Genomic DNA, 20656 nt, shown 5'->3' on the forward strand with positions numbered 1-20656 from the left:
ACTGTTAAAACGCTGACAAAGATACCGATTAATTACAAATTATGAATAGTAAATGATGAATTTGTTTGTCGTTTGTGCTGAAATGTTGTAAATCTGAATATTTATACGGGAATAACCGACGATTTAAAAGAAAAAGTTTTCGCATCTTTAAAAGAAAGTAGTTAAAGTTCCCGGGACTATAGGATGACTTCCAGCCTGGTTACTTTAGCTACTTACTGCCGGCTATCATTATTTTTTTAGTGCTTCCTTCAATTTGAGGATGGCTTTTTCCGGGTCTTTTTCTTCTTCAAGTAAAGTGACAAATTTGCTGCCTATAATTGCTCCCGAAGCATGTTCGCAAGCTGCTTGAAAAGTCGCTTTGTTAGAGATTCCGAATCCTACCATCAGCGGATTATCTAGATGCATATCTTCTATCTTCTTGAAGTAAGACCGTTTCTGTTCGTTGAAATCCTGCTGTGCCCCGGTGGTTGCTGCGGACGAAACCATATAGATGAAACCGTCTGTATGCTCGTCAATTTCACGTACCCGTTCTTCGCTGGTTTCCGGTGTGATAAGCATGATGACTTTGATGTTGTAGCGTTCGGCGATGATACGGCATTGTTCCTGATAATCACGGAAAGGAAGATCGGGGATGATAACCCCGTCAATACCACATTCCACGCATTGACGGCAGAAGTTTTCAAATCCGAACTGCATGATTGGATTCAAGTATCCCATAAACACAAGTGGTATATTCACATCTTTGCGAATGTCGCGCAATTGTTCAAAAAGAAGTTTCAGGGACATGCCGTTGCGCAACGCCCGGGTAGCCGCATTCTGAATGACGATGCCGTCTGCCATCGGATCGCTGAAGGGAATCCCGATTTCAATCATACTGACTCCGTGCTTTTCGAGTGTACGGATTACATTAGCAGTACCGTCTAACGTAGGATCACCGGCACAGAAATAAATAGATAATATATCTTTCTTATTGCTATTGAAAAGTTGATTAATTCTATTCATGATTATTGGAATTTTAAAATTATGATTTTAGTTCATTTAGGAATGTCCGGATGCGTTCCGAATCTTTCTTTCCCGATGTAAATTCAAAACGGCTGTTGAGGTCGTATCCGGCAAGGCGGGGGTGCTTGAATTCTTTCAGCGCATTGGCACTGTAAGGGTTGATGCCACCGCTTAGCAGAAAAGGCACATGTCCGTTATATGTATGTAGGATGTTCCAATCGAACTGGTTGCCCGAACCGCCATATTGCTCGCATTTGGTATCGAACAGGAACAGGTTGCACACTTTCTCATATTCATATACCTTGGTTAAATCCTTGGGACGGGCTACTGAAAAGGCTTTGATGATTTTCAATCCCGCAGTGTGCAGTGACCGGCAGTATTCCGGAGACTCATTTCCGTGTAGTTGCACATAGTCCAGTCCGAAGCGATCCGCAAACATGCTGACTACCTGTTTGTCTTCATTCACAAAGACTCCGACACGTCGGGTATGGATAGGGAGATAAGCCGGAAGTTCGTAAACATACCGGGGAGATTTGGGATAAAAGATAAATCCCAGCATATCAATCCCTTCAAGAGATTCTACGTCCCGTATGTTTTCAGCTTCACACATACCGCATACTTTGATAATTTTTCCGTTGATCATAGGGCTGTCCGTTTTGAATATTTAGTTTATTGTATTGCTTGCAGGAAATTCTGTAAAGTTTCTCCCGGTTGTTCAGTTTTCATAAATGTTTCACCAATCAGGAAGCCTCGGAATCCGGCTGCCCGAAGACGCTTTACGGTTTCAGGATTGGAGATGCCGCTTTCGGATACCAATACTGCATCCTGGGGAAGTTGCCCTGCCAATCGGAAAGAGTTTTCCACATCGGTGAAGAAAGTCCCTAAATTGCGGTTGTTGATTCCTACCATATCTATTTCCTTATTAATATAGCCCAATTCGTCAGCACTGTGAATCTCCAGCAAAACTTCCAAACCCAAAGAGTGGGCTTTCTCTGTGAGTTCATTGCATTTTTCCGGTTCCAGTGCGGCTGCAATAAGGAGCACGGCATCCGCGCCGATGATTTTAGCCTGGTAAAGCTGGTATTCGTCAATGATGAAATCCTTTCTGAGAATAGGAATCTCTGCCAAAGGACGTGCAGTGCGAATATCTTTTAGTCTCCCGCCGAAAAACTTCTCGTCAGTGAGAATAGAGAGCGCGGAAGCGCCTGCTTTCACATAGGATGGGACAACCTCTTCCGGAAGTGCTCCCTGCTTTATCCATCCTTTGGATGGTGAACGTCGTTTGAACTCGGCTATCACACCTGACATTGAAGAAGCCAGTGCTTGTTTCATGGAACGGATAGCCGGAGCTTCGCTGATGCCTTCCTGTAACTGTTCGATAGAAATAGCCTGCTTTTGCAGATCGACTTCAAATCGTTTGTTGGCTATAATTTCGGATAATATATCTTTCATATTTAACTGTTTAATTCAATAAATTTCTTCAAAGTAGCCAATGCCCGTCCACTTTCCAGCGATTCTTTAGCCATGGCGATGCACTCTTCAATTGTTTTCTCCGGACAAACTACATGAATGGCAAAAGCAGAGTTGACAACCACTACATTCTTCTGGGCTTCGCTCGCTGTGTTATTCATGATATTATCAAAGATTTTAGCGGCATCTTCCGGTGTTTGTCCACCGTCCAAATCGGTATCTTTATAGCGGGAGAATCCGAGGCTTTCAGGAGTATAAATCTTTTCGTTGGCACTGGTTGCCACTTTAAATTCATTAGTCAGGGAAATTTCATCATATCCGTCCAAACTATGAACGACCGCAAATTTCGTCTTACTTTCTTGATAAGTATAGGTATAGAGACGCAGTAGCGGGAGATTATAAACCCCTAAAAGCTGATAAGCCGGCAATACCGGATTCACCAACGGACCGAGCATATTGAAGAAAGTACGTACGGCAAGTCCCTTGCGAACCGGAGCGACCGCTTTCAAGGCCGGATTGAATAAGGGGGCATGCAGATAGGCGATATTGCATTGTTCCATGCTACGACGGAGTTGATTGACATCACTGGTGAACTTCACACCATGCTGTTCCATCACATTGCTGGCGCCACTGACTGATGTTGCCCCATAATTACCATGTTTTACTACCGGAAAACCTGCTCCGGCAACGGTAAAACAAGAAGCCGTAGAAATGTTGAACGTATTTTTCCCGTCACCACCGGTTCCTACAATATCTATCGGGGCGAACTCGCTCAAATCTACCGGAACACGCATCTCAAGCAATGCGTCGCGGAAACCGCATAATTCCTCAACGGAAATGTTGCGCATCAGGAAGACAGTGATTAGCGATGCCACCTGTACATCATTGTATTTCCCTTGTGCGATGTTTTGCAAAATAGTACGCGCCTCATCGCGTCCCAGATATTGATGCTCGAAAAGTTTGTATAGAATCTGTTTCATAACTTTAATCGTTTAAGAAGTTTTTGATAATTTCTTTTCCTTGCGGAGTTAATACGGATTCGGGATGGAACTGGATGCCATGTATATCATAAGTTTTATGGCGCAATGCCATGATTTGTCCTTCCTTGCTTTCTGCCGTTATTTCCAGGCAGTCGGGAAAACTGTCCCGGCTTACTACCCAGGAGTGGTATCTTCCGACAGGAATTTCCTTTCCCAATCCCTCAAAGAGTATATCGCGACTAAGGATACTGACCGGAGTCTGCACCCCGTGATATACTTTTTTCAGATTTTCCAGACGTGCTCCGAAAGCCTCACCGATAGCTTGATGTCCTAAACAAACCCCCAGAATACTTTTGGTAGGAGCATACCTTTTTATAATAGGTAACAGCAATCCCGCTTCTTCGGGGATACCCGGTCCGGGAGACAGGATGATTTTATCGAACCGTTCTACATCATCAAGTTCTATCTGGTCATTACGGACTACTTCTATATCCGTAGCCCCCAATTCTTTCACTGCGTGTAGCAAGTTATAGGTGAAAGAGTCATAGTTATCTAAAAGTAATATTTTCATTTCTTTATTGTCTTTGTAAAATTGTTGCTTCAATTGTTTTTTCTGTTTCCCGCTTAGTTCTTTAATTTTACAGCCAAATCAATTGCTTTTTTCAACGCTCCCAACTTATTATTCACCTCTTGCAATTCGTATTCATCCTGACTGCGTGCCACGATACCGCCACCCGCCTGGAACCATAATTCATTGTTGCGGCTTACAAACGTACGGATGGTGATGGCTTGGTTTAATTCACCGTTCAATCCGATAAAACCGATGCAACCGCCATATGCTCCGCGGTTATGGGGCTCGATTTCACTGATTAGCTGCATGGCGCGTACTTTCGGTGCGCCGCTTAATGTGCCGGCGGGGAAAGTGTCGATAAATGTCTTTATCTTATCCGCCCCTTCATTCAACACACCACTGACACGGCTTACCAGATGGATGACATGGCTATAATATTGCGGCTCTTTGTAGAATACCACCCGTACATCATGGCAATTGTGGGAAAGGTCATTTCTTGCGAGGTCTACCAGCATTACGTGTTCGGCATTCTCTTTGGGGTCGGCAAGCAATGCTTCAGCCAGCTCACGGTCTTTCACGATGTCTCCGCTGCGGCGGGTGGTTCCCGCAATCGGGTCGATATACGCATGTTCGTCTTCAATCTTGCAGTGCGTCTCCGGTGAAGAGCCAAAAATGCGGTATCCGCCGAAGTCGAAATAGAAAAGATAAGGAGAAGGATTAATGCTGCGTAGTGCCCGGTAAACTTTGAAATCATCTCCGGCATAAGGTTGGATAAATCTTCTGGAAAGTACGATTTGAAAAACATCGCCACGCATACAGTGGGCAATTCCTTTACGGACATTCGCTTTATGCTCTTCGTCCGTGATAGGACTGGTGACGGGGCCAGTCACCGAGAAATTGTAAGAAGCATAATTCCTGTTTTCGATGGCTGCTTCCAGTTCCGGCAGACCGCTCTCTTCTCCTTCGGAGGACATCTCCACTAATGTCAGTTCATTCTTGAAGTGATTGAAGACAATGACATACTTATATAATATGTATAGCAAATCCGGTGCGTCATTCTGTTCATCATGGCTTTCTTTTACCGGAATATGCTCGAAGTACTTCACGGCATTGAATGTGGTATATCCATAGAGTCCGCATACATTCTTATATTCTCCGGTCACCTGGAACTGGCTGATAAAGCGGTTCATGGCTTTTTCCACGGTGAACGTCTTAGTCAACGGCTCCTCAGTACGGCTGCCGTCCGGATAATTGGCTGTAACAATGCCGCTGTTTACGCCGATATTTGCCAGCGGGCAAAGGGCTATGAATGATAAAGAGTTCTCTCCCGCATGATAATCGGAGCTTTCCATTAATGCAGATTGCGGATACATGTCGCGCACTTTCAGGTAGATGCTGACGGGAGTATGCATATCTCCGAGCACCTGTTTGCTATGGGTAGTATAATTAAATGTTTTCATCTCTGCTTTTATTAATTGCAAGTTATAAATTCGATTTGGCTGGTTCTCCTATTGTTCTTCGTTGAAAGATAAATAAGTCTCGATGTCTTTGTCACCTCGTCCCGAAACCGTGAGTACAACCACATCTTCCGGTTTAAACTTCAGTTTCTTCAAAGCGCCTAGTGCGTGTGCCGATTCCAGTGCAGGGATAATTCCTTCCAGCTTCGTCAGTTCGTAGGCAGCTTCTATGGCTTCGTCATCGTTGATGGCCAACACGTTGGCGCGTCTTTGTGCGGCAAGGTTGGCATGTATCGGCCCGATTCCCGGATAATCCAGTCCGGCAGAAATGGAGTATGGCTCTTCAATCTGTCCGTCTTCGTTTTGGATGACGTATGTACGTGCTCCGTGGATGATTCCCATTTTTCCTAGTTGGATGGTGGCGGCAGTCATTCCTGTCTCTATTCCCTTACCCCCGGCTTCCGCCAGGATGATGCCTACCCGTTCGTCATTGATATAGTGATAGATAGTTCCGGCAGCATTGCTTCCACCGCCTACACAGGCTATCAGATAGTCGGGAAAGTCGCGTCCTTCCCTTTCCTGAAGCTGTTTCTTGATTTCTTCGCTGATGACGGATTGCAGGCGTGCCACCATGTCGGGGTAAGGATGAGGGCCTACAGTAGAACCGATGATATAATAAGTGTCGGCAGGATGACAGCACCAGTCACGAATCGCTTCGTTAGTGGCATCTTTCAGAGTCATGTTTCCCGAAGTGACAGGGATGACAGTGGCTCCCAGCATTTTCATTTTCTCTACGTTGATATGTTGGCGTTCTACGTCCGTCTTTCCCATATAAACGATGCATTCCATATCCATCAGTGCACATACGGTAGCGGTTGCCACTCCGTGTTGTCCGGCACCTGTTTCGGCGATGATACGTTTCTTTCCCATGCGGCGTGCCAACAGGATTTGCCCGATAGTGTTGTTGATTTTGTGGGCGCCCGTATGGTTCAGGTCTTCCCGTTTCAGATACAGTTTGCAACCATACTTTTCCGAAAGGCGTTTCGCCAGATAGAGTGGGGAAGGGCGTCCTACGTAGTCACGCAGCAATTGGTCGAATTCTTTCTTGAAGTCTTCACTTTCAATTACTTCGAGGTACTTATTCTTCAGCTCCTCTACACATTTGTGGAGTATTTCCGGTACGTAAGCCCCGCCGAATTCTCCGTAATAGCCATCCTGGTCAACTAAAAAACTTTTCATAATCCTATCTATTTTTATGTTACTATTTGATTTTGTTCGAAGACGGGCAAATAAAAAGAGCCCTGTCGCAAGCTGCGACAGGGCTCTTTCAAATCTGTTATATCTTTAATGAGGTATATACATACGAGCACTGCTCCCTTACGACTGTCGGAGTTGTAACGGGCGCCACCACCAATATGTATTTACTAATATTCTTCTCATTGTCTTTTGTTATTTTATCGAAGCAAATATAGACACTTTGTTTGAAACAGCAAACAAAATATAACTTTTTTTCTCTTTTGCCTTCATTTTTCTGATTATAGAACAATTTCAGAGCTGAACTGTTCTTATAAATATTGAATTTTTAAACAAAAACAAGTATGAAACAGAGAAAAGTCTTAGTAGGCATTGCTATTGCCATTTTCGTTATATTATTGCTTTATTGGTTATTGGTAGCAGAAGATATGAAACCTTGGCTGTCGGCTATGGTTCCTTCCGTTGCGCAACAATTTATTGCCTGATTCTGAAAGGTTTCGGATAAAGAAAAAAACTGTCCTGCAAGTTTAATAATGAAATTTGCAGGACAGTTGGGTTATTTCACGATGATTTCCTGTATCTTTTACGTAAAAAGAGATATCATTCCTTCTTTTTAATATAAGTCGACAGCCGGAGAATGAACTATTTTCCGACTGTTTTCTCTATGAATTAATCCCCCGATTGCAAGATAGTAGTAATTGTTTTGCATGATTTTATTCGTCTAACTATAGTCTTTTATTCGTCTGACTATAGTTAGACGAAAAGATGACTATAGTCAGATGAAAGTTCAACTATAGTCAGACGAATAAAGTTATGCAAACTGAAGCATAAACTTATTCAATCGGCGAGGTAAAATTATGCGAAGCAGGTGCTACATTCATATTCTGCGTGTACAGACTATCAATGATGCCGTCGGACAATCCGATAGTAGGTACAATGATACCGGTAGCTTTTACATAAGTCGCCACTTCAAGAAAGATTTCTGCTGCCGGAACAATTACATCTGCCCGGTCCGGTTTTAGCTTGTATTGCTTGATACGCTGTTCGGTAGGGAGGGCTTGTAAAGCTGTATAAATCTCACGCAGCGATTCAACAGGTAGGAGAGAAGCCTTTTTATCCTTTTTATCTGCGAGACGGAAGAGCTTGTTGATATTTCCGCCCGAGCCGATAATGTTGACAGGCGCGTACTCCGCGGCAATACCAATCAGGTCGGTACGTAACGCTTCCTTTTCCTCTTCTTTCACCATGCCGCTAAGCATACGGACTGTACCTATATTATATGAACGGGAGTTTTTCAATTCTCCGTTACTGATAAGATTGATTTCCGTGCTACCGCCACCGACATCTACATATAGATAATTCTGTCCGGACGCAAACAGTTGCTCGATATGGTTGTCATATACAATATGTGCTTCTTCCTGCCCGTCGATAATATCTACACGGATACCTGTTTTCCTGGCTATTTGCCGGACAATATCCTTTCCGTTTCGGGCGTCGCGCATAGCGGACGTGGCACAGGCACGATAATCCACTACATCATATATTTTCATCAATTGCTTGTAGGCTTTCATCAGCCGGATTAGTTTCTTCTCTTTTTCTGCCGAAATAACACCTGCTGTGAAAGCGTCTTCTCCCAGCCGTAACGGGATACGGATGAGCTGCACCTTACTCATAAGTTCGGGTGCATTTTCTTCGTTTACGCATTTTATCAGTAACCGAACGGCATTGGAACCGATGTCGATTGCTGCATAATTAACTTTTTTCATACTTATCGTAATGTGTTCTTGTATTCGTTATATAATTTTTCTTGTGAACGGAAAGACGGTGCTGTTCCTTCGCTAAGTGGCGGGGTGAACGGAAAATTCCATATCCGGTTGGTTCCCATTCCGTCTACTATGCGTCCTTTGGCTGTATCCTGAAATCCGTAGCAGACGATTCGTTTTAAATCCGCCTGTATCTCTTTATCATAAACAGGGGCCAGCACTTCAATGCGGTTGTCCAGGTTTCGTGGCATCCAGTCTGCCGAACCGATATAGTATTTCTCTTCTCCGCCATTGGCGAAAATAAAGATGCGTGAGTGTTCAAGATAACGGTCTATAATTCCATTGATATGTATATTCTCACTGACGCCCGGAACAGCCGGTACCAAAGAACAGTTGCCGCGTACAACTAATTCTATCTTGACTCCTGCTGCTGAGGCTTCGTATAACTTTTCGATGAGTGCGCGGTCCGTTATGTGGTTTACTTTGGCAAGGATATAGGCGTCTTTTCCCTGTTCCTTGTTCTTTATCTCCTTATTGATAAGAGCAATCAACCGTTTACGCATATCATTGGGAGAGACAAGCAATTCTTTGAAATTGGCGGGAGTGTATGGCTTTTCGATAAAGTCGAATACTGCATTTACTTCCCGGACAATAGGACGGTGGGCTGTCATAATGGTATAGTCGGTGTACATACGTGCATTTCCTTCGTGGAAGTTCCCCGTACTGATGCAGGCAATGTCTCCGTGGCGCGTTCCGATGTGTACGAGTTTGGAGTGAATCTTCAGTCCTTCCACTCCGAAGATTACATGGATTCCTGCATCCTGCATTCTTTTGCTCCAATTGATATTCGAAGCTTCGTCAAAACGTGCCAGTAATTCGATGACTACCGTCACCTTCTTGCCGTTTTTTGCTGCACAAATCAATGCCTTGATTACTTTGGAATCTTTAGCCAGCCGGTAAAGTGTCGTCTTGATGCTTTTCACTTCTTTGCTGATAGCAGCTTCACGCAACACACGGATGAAAGTATCAAAACTATGATAAGGATAGTGCAATGAGCGGTCTTTCTGGCGAATCAAGGTCAACAGGCTTTCCGCACCATTTAGCTCGGGTTTGAAAATAGGCTCCCAAACAGGGTATTTCAGGTGACTGTGACCGCAGACAGGAAATTTCATTAAGTCTTTGAAGTTATGATAGCGTCCACCGGCTACACGGGTATCGTTCTTGCCTATATTCAGACGGTCGGTCAGTCTTTTTAGTAAATCCCTGGGGATTTGCTCGTCATACACAAAACGGAGAGGTTCGCCTTTCTTGCGACTTTTCACTCCTTTGGAGATTTTCTGAAGTACGCCTGTCCGCAAATCACTGTCTATTTCCATTTCGGCATCTTTGGTGAACTTAAAGGTGTATGCTTCATAATCGGTATATTTCATTCCTACAAAGATCATCGGCAGGCAGTAACGGATGACATCGTCGAGAAACATAAGATAAGTCTTTCCTTCCGATTCGGGCAATTGGATGAAGCGTCCGAATTCTCCGACCGGCAACTGGATGACTGCATAATCTTTCTCTTTTATTTTTCCTGTCTCATCTTTGCGCAGCAAGCGGACGGCGAGATAAATATCTTCATCGGTCTGGTCGGCAAATTGTCGGAGGCCATGAAGGAAAAGCGGGTTGGTGGAGCCATTCAGCGTATTGCGATAGAAAGAAGTGATGAATGTTTTCTGTTTATCATTCATTTCCGTTTCTTTGATAACGTAAATATTTTCTTTTTTCAGTTCTTCCATGATAGAGACGAATGTCTCTTCAAACTGTTCGTAGTAACGGTTATGTAATTTGCCTATCAGTTTCAGAGTGTGTGCGGCGATTTCCTGTTCTTTCTGTATGTTTTTGTCGTTGTACTCTATAATCCGGTTCAAGGTTGCTACACGGACACGGAAGAACTCGTCGAGATTGTTTGAATAGATGCCAAGAAAAGTCAGCCGTTCCAGTAAAGGAACTTCCGTGCGGGCAGCTTCGAGTAAGATACGTTGGTTGAAATACATCCAACTGATGTCACGCTCAACATAAGGACACTTCTTTTTTGTTTCGCTTGATTTCATGGTGAAAAATCTGTTTTTAATTTTCTGCAAAAATATCTAAGTGAGATGTAATAGCTATAACGAATTTGTTACGAACTTATTACAATGTTTATTTGTTATTTTTCTATATCAGTAGAAACACTTATATTCGCAAAAGTATTGGAACAGACTTGGTTAAAAAATATAGAATTTATGAAAACAATGAATTATTCTCTTATTCGTATTCTCTTTGCACTCGTGATAGGTTTGGTCTTGGTGATTTGGCCGAATGCGGCTGCCAGTTATATTGTTATCACAGTAGGAGTCGCTTTTTTGATTCCCGGTGTTATCAGCCTTTTCGGTTATTTCGGACGGAAAAGGACGGAAGGTGAGTCCGCTCCCCGTTTTCCGATTGAAGGAATCGGTAGTTTATTATTCGGACTTTGGCTGATTATGATGCCTGAGTTCTTTGCGGATGTTCTGATGTTCCTGTTAGGGTTTATTCTGATTATGGGTGGTGTGCAACAGATTGCTTCGTTATCTGCCGCTCGTCGCTGGATGCCTGTTCCGGGAGCATTTTATCTGATTCCTTCCTTGATTCTTATTGCAGGTATCGTTGCTTTGTTCAATCCGACGGGAGCACGTAATACTGCTTTTATTATTATCGGTATCAGCAGCTTGGTTTATTCGCTTTCTGAGTTGATAAACTGGTTCAAGTTTGCGCGCCGCCGTCCACAGGCTCCGATGTCACATAACAATGACGATATTGAGGATGCAAAGATTATCGAATGAAAAGAAGAGGACTGCCTCACGGCACCCCTCCACTGCAAACTTAAAACAACCAACAAAAGAAATAGATAATCTCTATTCCATGCCCGATGAAGTCTTTCTCATCGGGCATTTTTCTTTTTTTATCTTACGAATAATAGTTCCCTGTATTTCGGAAGCGTCCACATTTGATTGTCGACAATGAGTTCCAGCTTGTCGATGTGGTAACGGATTTCTTCCAGTGCCGGAGCGATGGTGTCATGGTAGGCAATGGCTTTCTCACGTTCGCTTTCAATTTTGTTCGCCACTTTACGGGCTTCCACCATTGCATCTACATGCTCTTTGATGAAGGCTGTACGGTCGGCAATCTCTTCGATAAGTTCCAGGTTCTTGGCAGATAGTTTGGCTGCCTTTTCTGCCGGGAACAGGGATTGCATTTTATAGACGTTGTTAATCAAGTCTGTTTGATACTGGGTTGCTACCGGGATGATATGGTTCATTGCCAGGTCACCCAATACACGGGCTTCAATCTGGATTTTCTTCGTGTAAGTTTCCCATTTCACTTCGTTGCGAGCTTCCAGCTCTTTCTTTGTCATTACGCCGGTAGCTTCGAACATGGCAATCGTTTCCGGTTTCAGATAGTTGTCGAAGATGACAGGAACACTCGTTTCACAATCCAGACCGCGGCGGGCAGCTTCTTCTTTCCACTCGTCACTGTAACCGTTGCCGTCAAAGTGGATGGCTTTGCACTCTTTGATGTATCCGCGGATAATCTCAAGGATAGCGGATATCTTCGGCTCTCCTTTTTCAATCAAGGCGTCTACATCTTTCTTGAATTTCGCCAACTGATGAGCTACGGCAGAGTTCAATGCAATCATGGCGGAAGCACAGTTTGCTTCGGAACCTACGGCACGGAACTCGAAACGGTTGCCGGTGAAGGCGAAAGGAGAGGTGCGGTTACGGTCGGTATTGTCAATCAGCAATTCGGGTATCTGCGGAATATCCAGCTTCATGCCCTGTTTGTCGCTGAGGCTGATTAAGTCATCCTTTGTGCTGTTTTCTATATGGTCCAATACTTGCGATAACTGCTTGCCCAGGAAAGACGAGATGATTGCCGGCGGCGCTTCATTCGCTCCCAGACGGTGGGCGTTGGTGGCACTGGAGATAGATGCTTTCAGTAATCCGTTATGATGATAAACCGCCATCAATGTGTTTACAACGAACGTAACGAAACGCAGGTTGTCTTCAGGAGTCTTGCCCGGTCCCATTAATAAGATACCTGTGTCAGTTCCCAATGACCAGTTATTGTGCTTGCCGGAGCCGTTGACGCCTTTGAATGGTTTCTCATGAAGAAGTACACGGAAACCATGACGACGGCTTACTTTGCGCATCAACGACATAATCAATAGGTTATGGTCATTTGCCAGGTTACATTCTTCGAAGATAGGAGCCAGTTCAAACTGGTTGGGTGCAACCTCGTTGTGACGGGTCTTTACAGGGATACCCAGTTTCAAGGCTTCAATTTCGAGGTCTTTCATAAATGCCGCTACACGGGTAGGGATAGCACCGAAATAATGGTCTTCCAACTGCTGGTTCTTGGCGCTGTCGTGTCCCATTAATGTACGGCCTGTCATTAACAAGTCCGGGCGGGCGGCGTATAAACCTTCGTCCACTAAGAAATATTCCTGTTCCCAACCCAGGTAGGCGACTACTTTCTTTACTTCCGGATTGAAATAGTGGCAAACGTCTACGGCTGCCTTATCTACGGCACGAAGTGCTTTCAATAGGGGAGCTTTGTAGTCGAGGGCTTCGCCGGTATATGCGATAAATACGGTCGGAATACAAAGAGTGTCGTCTACGATAAACGCAGGAGATGAAGGATCCCAGGCACTGTATCCACGGGCTTCGAACGTGTTGCGGATTCCACCGTTCGGGAAAGAAGAAGCATCCGGCTCCTGCTGTACAAGCAGCTTGCCTGTGAATTCTTCCATCATACCGCCTTTGCCGTCATGTTCAACAAAGGCGTCATGCTTTTCTGCCGTGCCTTCGGTCAGTGGTGCAAACCAGTGTGTGTAATGAGTGACACCCATTTCGATGGCCCATTTCTTCATACCGGCTGCTACCTCATCGGCAATGCTGCGGTCTAGCGGAGCACCATTGTCAATAGCGTCAATCAGTGCATTGTACACCTTACTCGGAAGGTACTTGAACATCTTCTCCTTGTTGAATACATACTTGGCAAAATACTCCGATGGGCGTTCGACAGGGGTTGCTACCTCAACCGCTTTCTTCTTGAAAGCAGTTTCTACGACTCTAAATCTTAATTTTGACATAATACCTAATTTGATTTGTTGTTAAATATGTTAGAGCAAATAATCTTTCTCTGTATAGTTCCCGGGAAGGCGGTCAAACCCGCCCGGGATAGAAATCTGTTTTTAAATCTATATCGTCTGTTTTATTAGTTTATAAGCAGACGTTTTTAGTTGTAAGCGGATTCTCCGTGTTCGTAAATATCCAGACCTTCTTCTTCGACACGTGCCGGAACGCGCAGACCGTGAATTTTATCAAGAGCCTTGAAGATGATGAATCCCATACCTGCCGCCCAAGCTCCGACTACAAGTGCCCCGAAGAGTTGTGCTCCGAGGAATCCGAAACCATATCCGTAGAATAACCCTTCGCTGGTGGAGAAGAAACCTGTGAGAATGGTTCCTAAGAAACCGCAAACACCATGTACGGAAGAAGCACCTACCGGGTCGTCGATTTTCAGGACTTTATCAATAAAGTCTACCGAGAATATCATCACAACGCCACAGATAGCACCAATCAACACGGCTCCTGCGGGAGATACGGCATCGCATCCTGCGGTGATACCTACCAAGCCTGCCAGTACACCATTTAGTGTCAATGACAAAGAGGGTTTTCCGTACTTCATCCAACTGATTACCAAGGCGAAGAAACCACCCGCACAAGCTGCAAGATTGGTTGTCAGGAATACATGTGAGATTGCGTTTGCATCTGCTTCGGTACTTGCTGCCAACTGGGAACCAGGGTTGAACCCGAACCATCCGAACCAAAGGATAAATACACCCAGCGCGGCAACAGTCAGGTTATGTCCCGGAATAGCTCTGGATTTACCGTCTTTTCCATATTTGCCGATACGTGGGCCTAGAATGGCGGCACCTACCAGGGCAAGCCATCCACCTACCGAGTGAACAACAGTGGAACCTGCAAAATCATGAAAGGTCGTTCCGAAAAGGTTCATCATAAAAGAACCTGCTTCGCCGTTCATCAGCCAACCGCTGCCCCAAGTCCAATGACCGGAAATCGGGTAAATCAGTACACTGATGAAGATTGTATAAATCAAATACATGGAGAATTTGGTACGTTCTGCCATTGCTCCTGATACGATGGTAGCGGCAGTGGCGCAGAATACGGTCTGGAAAATAAGGAATCCTTCTTTGGGCAATCCGTTATCCATGAAAGACAGGTCGAAGAAGTGGGGCATCCCGATGAATCCGCCTGCGCCGAACATCAGTCCGAAACCGATAAACCAGTAAAGCAAAGAACCGAACATGAAGTCTACGAAGTTCTTCATCAGAATATTGGCAGTATTCTTCACTCTTGTGAAACCAGCTTCTACTAGGGCAAATCCCGGCTGCATGAAGAATACGAGCATAGCTGCAAGTAGCATCCAAACCGTATTTAATCCTAAAGCCAGTTCGCTGATAGTATTCGGGGCTTCTGCCGTAGATTCGGTTGGGAGTACTGAAAGTTCAGTTATTGTCTCTGTTATTGCTGCAACAGTATCGGCAGCGGCTGTGTCTTGCGCTGACAAATCCATAGTAAAACAGCATAACATGAACATAGTAGTGGCTATCCATGGCTTTACGAAGCCATGACTTTTATATTTTGTATCCATAATAATTATCTTATTTAATACCTTTATAAATTAGTTATAATCCGCAAGGAAACCTAGTAGCGGCACCTTGTCGCTGCCACTGGCCTAGCGTTCTTGTTCGGCATTATAGAGCGCTATGTCGCCCCGTTCGGCAGTGCGGATGCGGATAGCATCCTCGATGGGGATGACGAAGATACGTCCATCGCCGATTTCTCCGGTTTGTGCAGCCTTAATAATGGCTTGTACCGTCTTTTCTGCATTTTTGTCGCGTACGACAATAGAGATAAGTATTCGTTCGATGGTGCTGGTGTCATAGACTACGCCACGATAGATACGTCCCTGGCGAGCTTTCCCAATACCTCTTACGTCATAGTAAGAGAACCATTCAATGTCCGCCTCGAGAAGGGCGTCTTTCACGTCCTCAAATTTGGTTTTACGGATAATAGCTTCAATCTTTTTCATATACCTTAAATTATTAGTGTTGACCAATAAAAGAAAGAGGTATAGGGCAGTGGCAGCCATAGCAGGTTACCATACAACAAACCGATAAAATCTAAACTCTAACTACCTTGACCCCTATACACTCCTTTTGATATTTTAAATTCTCTCTCTCTTAAAAACTTAGTCCGAATGTGAAATAAGCTCTTTCCGTGCGTGGATTGACTGATACCTTGGCGAATACCGGTACGGAGAAGGAATCGGTAATCTTGATGTCCTTGGAAGCTCCGAGGCTGACATCGGAAACACAGAACCCGCTTGTATAGCCATTATAGAAAGTCGTTTCCCAAGGTACCACGCCCAAATCTACTGTCCAGTCAAGACCACCTAATGTGAACGGTGCGCTGAGTGCGAGATAGGAAGAATAAGCCCTTTTGCCATTTTCTTTCACACCGTCGGCACCTGCAAAGTTCGTGTACCAGTTGACGGACAGCAGACCGAAATCATATCCCACTTGTGCTTCAAATACATGAGCCGTAGAATGGGCTCCATACTTAAAATACTTGTTGATTGAATAAACCGTTTCTCCGTCATCGTCTACACCTGTCGCTACCTGGGTATTAAACCAATAATCTGTTACCGAAACGCTAAAACCACCTATTGAGTAACCGAGAGTCAAATCAAACTCTTTTGTGTCTGCCGGTTCGAATCCTGCAGAACCCCATGCTCCGAGTGAAAAACCTTTGTAAGCAATCCCCAGTGAAGGCTGGATACTGACTCCGCCTAAATCCTGCCCACGCCAGATGTAACCGCTTACCAGGTCAGCTCCCACGGAAGCTTCTACTTTATCTTGTGCCATCGTTGCGGATGGGACAAGCCCTGACAGTAATAATGCTACTGTTATTACCCCCTTGTTTTTGTTAATCGTCGTTTTCATCGTCTTTTTACCTTTAAAAGTTAGAAAAATGTGGATGTACGGTCCATGTATATAGTAGCGCGCGAAATACTATCGTTTTTTTATAGATAACTGATAATGGATAACTGATAATGCAGGAATGATGATGTCCGTTAATGGGGGTATGTTGAACTTTCCATTTCCCGCTATCCATTATTCATTCAATCAGAGCCAGTTTTTTATTCTTCTCATAGCTTCGATACAGTCGTTGCGTTCGCCGAAAGCGGTCAGGCGGATATATCCCTCGCCACTTGGCCCGAAACCCACACCGGGAGTACCGACAACATTGGCTTCATACAACATCTGTTCAAAGAATCGCCATGAGGATAGGCCATTCGGAGTTTTCACCCATAAATAGGGAGCGTTCACTCCGCCGTAAACTTTCAATCCGGTAGCTTCCAACCCTTCCTTCATGATTTTTGCGTTGGTCATATAATAATTTATCGTTTCTTTAATCTGTGCCTTGCCTTCCGCACTGTAAACAGCTTCCGCAGCCCGTTGGGTGATGTAGGAAGTGCCGTTGAACTTGGTGCACTGCCGGCGGTTCCATAGTCTGTTGAGCGGGATGCGGTCGCCTTCCAACGTTGCGGCAGTAAGCTCTTTCGGTACTACCGTGTATCCGCAACGTACTCCGGTGAATCCTGCCGTCTTTGAGAAGCTACGGAATTCAATGGCACATTTCTTCGCCCCCTTAATTTCGTAAATAGAGTGGGGGACGTTTTCGTCCTGGATATACGCTTCGTATGCGGCATCAAACAGGATTAACGTGTCGTTAGCCAAAGCATAGTCCACCCATTTCTTCAGTTCCGGTTTGGTCAGTGTTGTGCCGGTCGGGTTGTTCGGATAGCAGAGATAAACAATATCTATCCGTTTGTCTGGGATTTCAGGAATGAAGTTGTTTTCACTCGTACAGGGCATATATGTGACATTGCTCCATTTGCCCGTTTCCTCTTCCAGTACTCCGGCACGTCCGCACATGACGTTACTGTCAATATATACCGGATAAATAGGGTCTGTAACGCCTACGCTATTGTCATGGCGAAGAATATCACCTATGTTCCCGGTATCGCTTTTAGCTCCGTCACTGACAAATATTTCGGAAGCGGAAAAGTGAATCCCGCGTGGGGCAAAATCATTCTTTATAATTGCTTCAATCAAAAAATCATATCCCTGTTCAGGACCATATCCGCGGAATGTATCTTTATTGGCAAGTTCTTCTACCGCTTTGTGCATTGCTTCGGTACAGGCTTGGGGAAGCGGCTGAGTAACATCGCCGATACCTAGCCGTATGATGTCCTGTTTGGGATGCGTTATCCTGAAAGTATTTACCTTTTTCGCTATATCCGAGAACAAGTAACTTCCCGGCAATTTCAAAAAATGTTCGTTTACTAATGCCATATTGTGATTGTTTTAAGTTTCTATCCGTATTCATTCTCAATTCGCTGTTCTCATCTCTCCATTCTCATCCCTCAACTTCTTCAATTTCCCCATCGAAAACTTTGGTTGCCGGTCCTGTCATCCATATATGTCCTGAGGCTTCGTTCCATTCAATGATGACTGTGCCGCCGTCCATTATTATATTGCTTTTTCTTCCTGCAAGTCCGTTGATGAAGGCAGCTACTGCTGTAGCGCAAGCACCTGTTCCGCAAGCTTGGGTAATTCCCGAACCTCTTTCCCAGACTCTCATCCGTATGGTATCTTTGCCGACAATTTGTGCAAACTCCACATTTGTTCTGTCAGGAAAAAGAGGGTCGTTTTCTAATTCAGGACCGATTTCCGGTAAGTTAATCCGGGTTATATCATCCACAAAAGTAACTAGATGAGGATTTCCTATGGATACTTTAGTTGACCGGAAAGGATATTTCCCTTCCCAATGTACTTCTTCCGTTTCCAGCGGACTGCCCATATCTACTGTCACTGCTGTAACTGTTTTTCTTTCTACGTGAAGTTTCAGTATTTTAATACCTGACAGCGTTTCCAGTGTGATTTCAGTTTTATCGGTCAAACCGTATTCATATACGTATTTGCCTACGCAACGGCTACCGTTTCCGCACATCATCGCTTCCGAACCGTCAGCATTGAAAATACGCATGCTGAAATCAGCCTTATCAGAACTTCCAATCAATATAAGTCCGTCACTCCCAATTCCTGTATGAAACTTGCTCCATTCGATTGCTTTCTTTTCAGGCTCTTCTATCGGATATTGGATAGTGTCTACATATATGTAGTCATTTCCCGCTCCATGCATTTTGGTGAACTTAATTCTGTTTGTCATTTTGATTTATATTTATTGGTAGTTGTATCCTTTTGTTTTATTACAATGCAAAGATATGGCTTTTTGTTTTATGTTTTGTTAGAAAGCATATCTAATATCTATTTATTTTTAATAAGCTTTCAATCGCCTAGTATGTAGCTATATATGCTTATAAATTGAAATTATACACATCTGTATATTGATAAATTGTTATTTGGGTGAGCAGTTTTGCATATTCTTTCATAATATATAAAGAATATTTAGCCTTGATAATCCGAAGAACCTTTTCCTATATCCGTTGTTTTAGCACTATACTTAACATAAAAATGTAGAAATATGAATATAGAAAAACAATTAGAAACGGCAGTAAGGACCAATCATTTGGTATTGCTTGTGTTTTATGCCGACTGGTCGCCTCATTACGAATGGATAGGACCGGTACTTCGTACTTATGAAAAGAGGACGATTGAATTAGTAAAGGTAAATGTTGGAGAGAATAAAGCAATCGCCGATGCGCACAATATAGATACTGTTCCGGCATTCCTCTTATTACATAAGAGAAATGAACTTTGGCGGCAAGTAGGAGAATTGACGGTGGAAGAGTTGAAAGAGGTGCTGGATGATTTCAGATGAATTGGCTGTAATATTTTATTGGTGTTTGTGGAAATACGGATGTTCTCTTCAATGTCAAATGAATGGTTTGGTAAATATTTGATTATTAATATATTATGAATAGCTGTTTTTTCTTTTAAAGCAACGGGTGATTCCTTTTAAAGGAATCACCCGTTGCACACCGAGGAATGCCCTCTTCCTTTAAAAGGAATGCTCCATTGCTTTAAGCTCGGATACTAAATGATTAAATATGTCTTGATTTATTGTTGCTTGAGCTCTTTCTGCAATATAACCGGCTCATTGGTAGTAATAAAGTCTGCTTTATTCTCAATCAGCCATTTCATGTCTTCTGCCTCATCCACTGTCCACACATTGACTTTCAAGCCAAGGTCATGCGCTTCCTTAATCCATTCGGGATGTTTTTTTATTACGCCGAAGTGATAGTCAAGTCCCGCAGCACCGAGCTCTTTTAATTCTTTCGGAGATAAGTCACCGTTCAGATAGAATACCGGGGTTCCGGCTGGTGCCAGGCGGATAAATTCTTTCATGGCGTGCAGAGAGAAAGTGATATATTCCATGCGGCTTTCCAATCCCATACTTTTTACCATAGCCACAATTTCCTGCACAGCTTTTGTCTCACGCTTCTTGGTACTGTGTGCTTTGAGTTCGAGTATTAATTGGGCATTGCATTTTTTTCCTGCTTCCAAATATTGTTTTAAACTAGGCAGGTTTTCTCCGTTGGAGAGTTTCAGCCCAGTCAGTGCATCCCCTTTGGAATATTCCATCGGTCGCATTTTATAAACGGGATCACGATTGACAACCAGTTTGTTATCTTTGGCAATCCATACATCAAATTCTGAACCATAGCACCCGATGGAATCTGCTTTTTGAAGCGCGGTAATACTGTTTTGTGATGAACCCGGGGTTTTCCAATAACCACGGTGGGCAATTACTTTTGTCTGTGCCTGCATACAGCATGCAGTTACTAAAAGGGCAGAAGCCATCATCATTTTCTTTAAATTCATTTGTCTGGTCTTTAAAAGGTTTAATAGATTTAATTGGGTTTGGCTTCAAAAGTATAAAAAAGAAAACGCAAATCAGACAATAATATGCTAATCTGCGTTAATCTTAGGGATTTTAGAATAGAAATGCTACAAAAGAATAACAGAAATAATCC

Annotated in this window: 19 protein-coding genes; 3 read left to right on the forward strand and 16 right to left on the reverse strand. The window is 43.8% G+C overall.

Features of this window, described 5'->3' with window-relative positions; genetic code table 11:
* Window positions 1–228: 228 nt before the first annotated feature.
* The 7 genes from trpA to trpB are packed head-to-tail and all read right to left on the reverse strand — an operon-like array spanning window position 229 to window position 6719.
* Window positions 229–1002 carry a tryptophan synthase subunit alpha gene (trpA, locus tag CLIN57ABFB40_RS04560; protein WP_175629074.1) on the reverse strand — a complete coding sequence of 258 codons (774 nt, stop codon included), beginning with the start codon at window positions 1000–1002 and terminating at the stop codon, window positions 229–231.
* Between the two features lie 19 nt (window positions 1003–1021).
* Window positions 1022–1645, reverse strand: coding sequence for a phosphoribosylanthranilate isomerase (locus tag CLIN57ABFB40_RS04565; RefSeq protein WP_175629075.1), 624 nt, complete (start codon window positions 1643–1645; stop codon window positions 1022–1024).
* A gap of 26 nt (window positions 1646–1671) precedes the next feature.
* Window positions 1672–2454, reverse strand: coding sequence for an indole-3-glycerol phosphate synthase TrpC (gene trpC / locus CLIN57ABFB40_RS04570; RefSeq protein ID WP_175629076.1), 783 nt, complete (start codon window positions 2452–2454; stop codon window positions 1672–1674).
* A 2-nt stretch (window positions 2455–2456) separates the two neighbouring features.
* Complete coding sequence (trpD, locus tag CLIN57ABFB40_RS04575) at window positions 2457–3452, reverse strand: anthranilate phosphoribosyltransferase (protein ID WP_175629077.1); 996 nt, start codon at window positions 3450–3452, stop codon at window positions 2457–2459.
* Between the two features lie 4 nt (window positions 3453–3456).
* On the reverse strand, window positions 3457–4023 hold the full coding sequence (locus CLIN57ABFB40_RS04580; RefSeq protein ID WP_175629078.1) for an anthranilate synthase component II: 567 nt from the start codon (window positions 4021–4023) through the stop codon (window positions 3457–3459).
* A gap of 53 nt (window positions 4024–4076) precedes the next feature.
* Window positions 4077–5483, reverse strand: a complete 1407-nt coding sequence (locus tag CLIN57ABFB40_RS04585; RefSeq protein ID WP_175629079.1) for an anthranilate synthase component I family protein — start codon at window positions 5481–5483, stop codon at window positions 4077–4079.
* A 48-nt stretch (window positions 5484–5531) separates the two neighbouring features.
* On the reverse strand, window positions 5532–6719 hold the full coding sequence (gene trpB / locus CLIN57ABFB40_RS04590; protein WP_175629080.1) for a tryptophan synthase subunit beta: 1188 nt from the start codon (window positions 6717–6719) through the stop codon (window positions 5532–5534).
* A gap of 359 nt (window positions 6720–7078) precedes the next feature.
* Between trpB and CLIN57ABFB40_RS04595 the strand changes: the two genes are divergently transcribed.
* Window positions 7079–7219 (forward strand): hypothetical protein, encoded by a 141-nt coding sequence (locus CLIN57ABFB40_RS04595; RefSeq protein ID WP_167965773.1) that lies wholly within the window; start codon window positions 7079–7081, stop codon window positions 7217–7219.
* A gap of 348 nt (window positions 7220–7567) precedes the next feature.
* Here the strand turns inward: CLIN57ABFB40_RS04595 and CLIN57ABFB40_RS04600 are convergent, their stop codons facing one another.
* Together CLIN57ABFB40_RS04600 and CLIN57ABFB40_RS04605 are read right to left on the reverse strand one after the other, a co-directional pair.
* On the reverse strand, window positions 7568–8500 hold the full coding sequence (locus tag CLIN57ABFB40_RS04600) for a Ppx/GppA family phosphatase (protein ID WP_175629081.1): 933 nt from the start codon (window positions 8498–8500) through the stop codon (window positions 7568–7570).
* Between the two features lie 2 nt (window positions 8501–8502).
* Window positions 8503–10596 (reverse strand): RNA degradosome polyphosphate kinase, encoded by a 2094-nt coding sequence (locus CLIN57ABFB40_RS04605; protein ID WP_175629082.1) that lies wholly within the window; start codon window positions 10594–10596, stop codon window positions 8503–8505.
* A gap of 171 nt (window positions 10597–10767) precedes the next feature.
* Between CLIN57ABFB40_RS04605 and CLIN57ABFB40_RS04610 the strand changes: the two genes are divergently transcribed.
* A complete protein-coding gene (locus CLIN57ABFB40_RS04610) occupies window positions 10768–11346 on the forward strand; it encodes an HdeD family acid-resistance protein (protein WP_175629083.1) in 579 nt (192 codons plus the stop codon).
* Between the two features lie 119 nt (window positions 11347–11465).
* On the opposite strand, the gene CLIN57ABFB40_RS04615 is transcribed toward CLIN57ABFB40_RS04610, so the two are convergent.
* From CLIN57ABFB40_RS04615 to dapF, 6 genes are all read right to left on the reverse strand, one after another.
* Window positions 11466–13655 carry a glutamine synthetase III gene (locus tag CLIN57ABFB40_RS04615; RefSeq protein ID WP_175629084.1) on the reverse strand — a complete coding sequence of 730 codons (2190 nt, stop codon included), beginning with the start codon at window positions 13653–13655 and terminating at the stop codon, window positions 11466–11468.
* Between the two features lie 146 nt (window positions 13656–13801).
* Window positions 13802–15241, reverse strand: coding sequence for an ammonium transporter (locus CLIN57ABFB40_RS04620; protein WP_175629085.1), 1440 nt, complete (start codon window positions 15239–15241; stop codon window positions 13802–13804).
* An 84-nt stretch (window positions 15242–15325) separates the two neighbouring features.
* Window positions 15326–15682 carry a P-II family nitrogen regulator gene (locus tag CLIN57ABFB40_RS04625; RefSeq protein ID WP_010538423.1) on the reverse strand — a complete coding sequence of 119 codons (357 nt, stop codon included), beginning with the start codon at window positions 15680–15682 and terminating at the stop codon, window positions 15326–15328.
* A gap of 151 nt (window positions 15683–15833) precedes the next feature.
* Window positions 15834–16595 carry a hypothetical protein gene (locus CLIN57ABFB40_RS04630; RefSeq protein WP_175629086.1) on the reverse strand — a complete coding sequence of 254 codons (762 nt, stop codon included), beginning with the start codon at window positions 16593–16595 and terminating at the stop codon, window positions 15834–15836.
* 183 nt (window positions 16596–16778) lie between these two features.
* Entirely contained in the window at window positions 16779–18011 is a 1233-nt protein-coding gene (locus CLIN57ABFB40_RS04635; protein WP_175629087.1) for an LL-diaminopimelate aminotransferase, read from the reverse strand.
* A gap of 64 nt (window positions 18012–18075) precedes the next feature.
* A complete protein-coding gene (gene dapF / locus CLIN57ABFB40_RS04640) occupies window positions 18076–18888 on the reverse strand; it encodes a diaminopimelate epimerase (protein ID WP_175629088.1) in 813 nt (270 codons plus the stop codon).
* A gap of 315 nt (window positions 18889–19203) precedes the next feature.
* On the opposite strand from dapF, the gene CLIN57ABFB40_RS04645 reads away from it, so the two are divergent.
* Complete coding sequence (locus CLIN57ABFB40_RS04645) at window positions 19204–19500, forward strand: thioredoxin family protein (RefSeq protein WP_175629089.1); 297 nt, start codon at window positions 19204–19206, stop codon at window positions 19498–19500.
* Between the two features lie 239 nt (window positions 19501–19739).
* On the opposite strand, the gene CLIN57ABFB40_RS04650 is transcribed toward CLIN57ABFB40_RS04645, so the two are convergent.
* Window positions 19740–20504, reverse strand: coding sequence for a glycerophosphodiester phosphodiesterase family protein (locus tag CLIN57ABFB40_RS04650; RefSeq protein ID WP_175629090.1), 765 nt, complete (start codon window positions 20502–20504; stop codon window positions 19740–19742).
* Window positions 20505–20656: the final 152 nt, after the last annotated feature.

The organism is Bacteroides acidifaciens, from assembly GCF_903181435.1.
Taxonomy (GTDB): domain Bacteria; phylum Bacteroidota; class Bacteroidia; order Bacteroidales; family Bacteroidaceae; genus Bacteroides.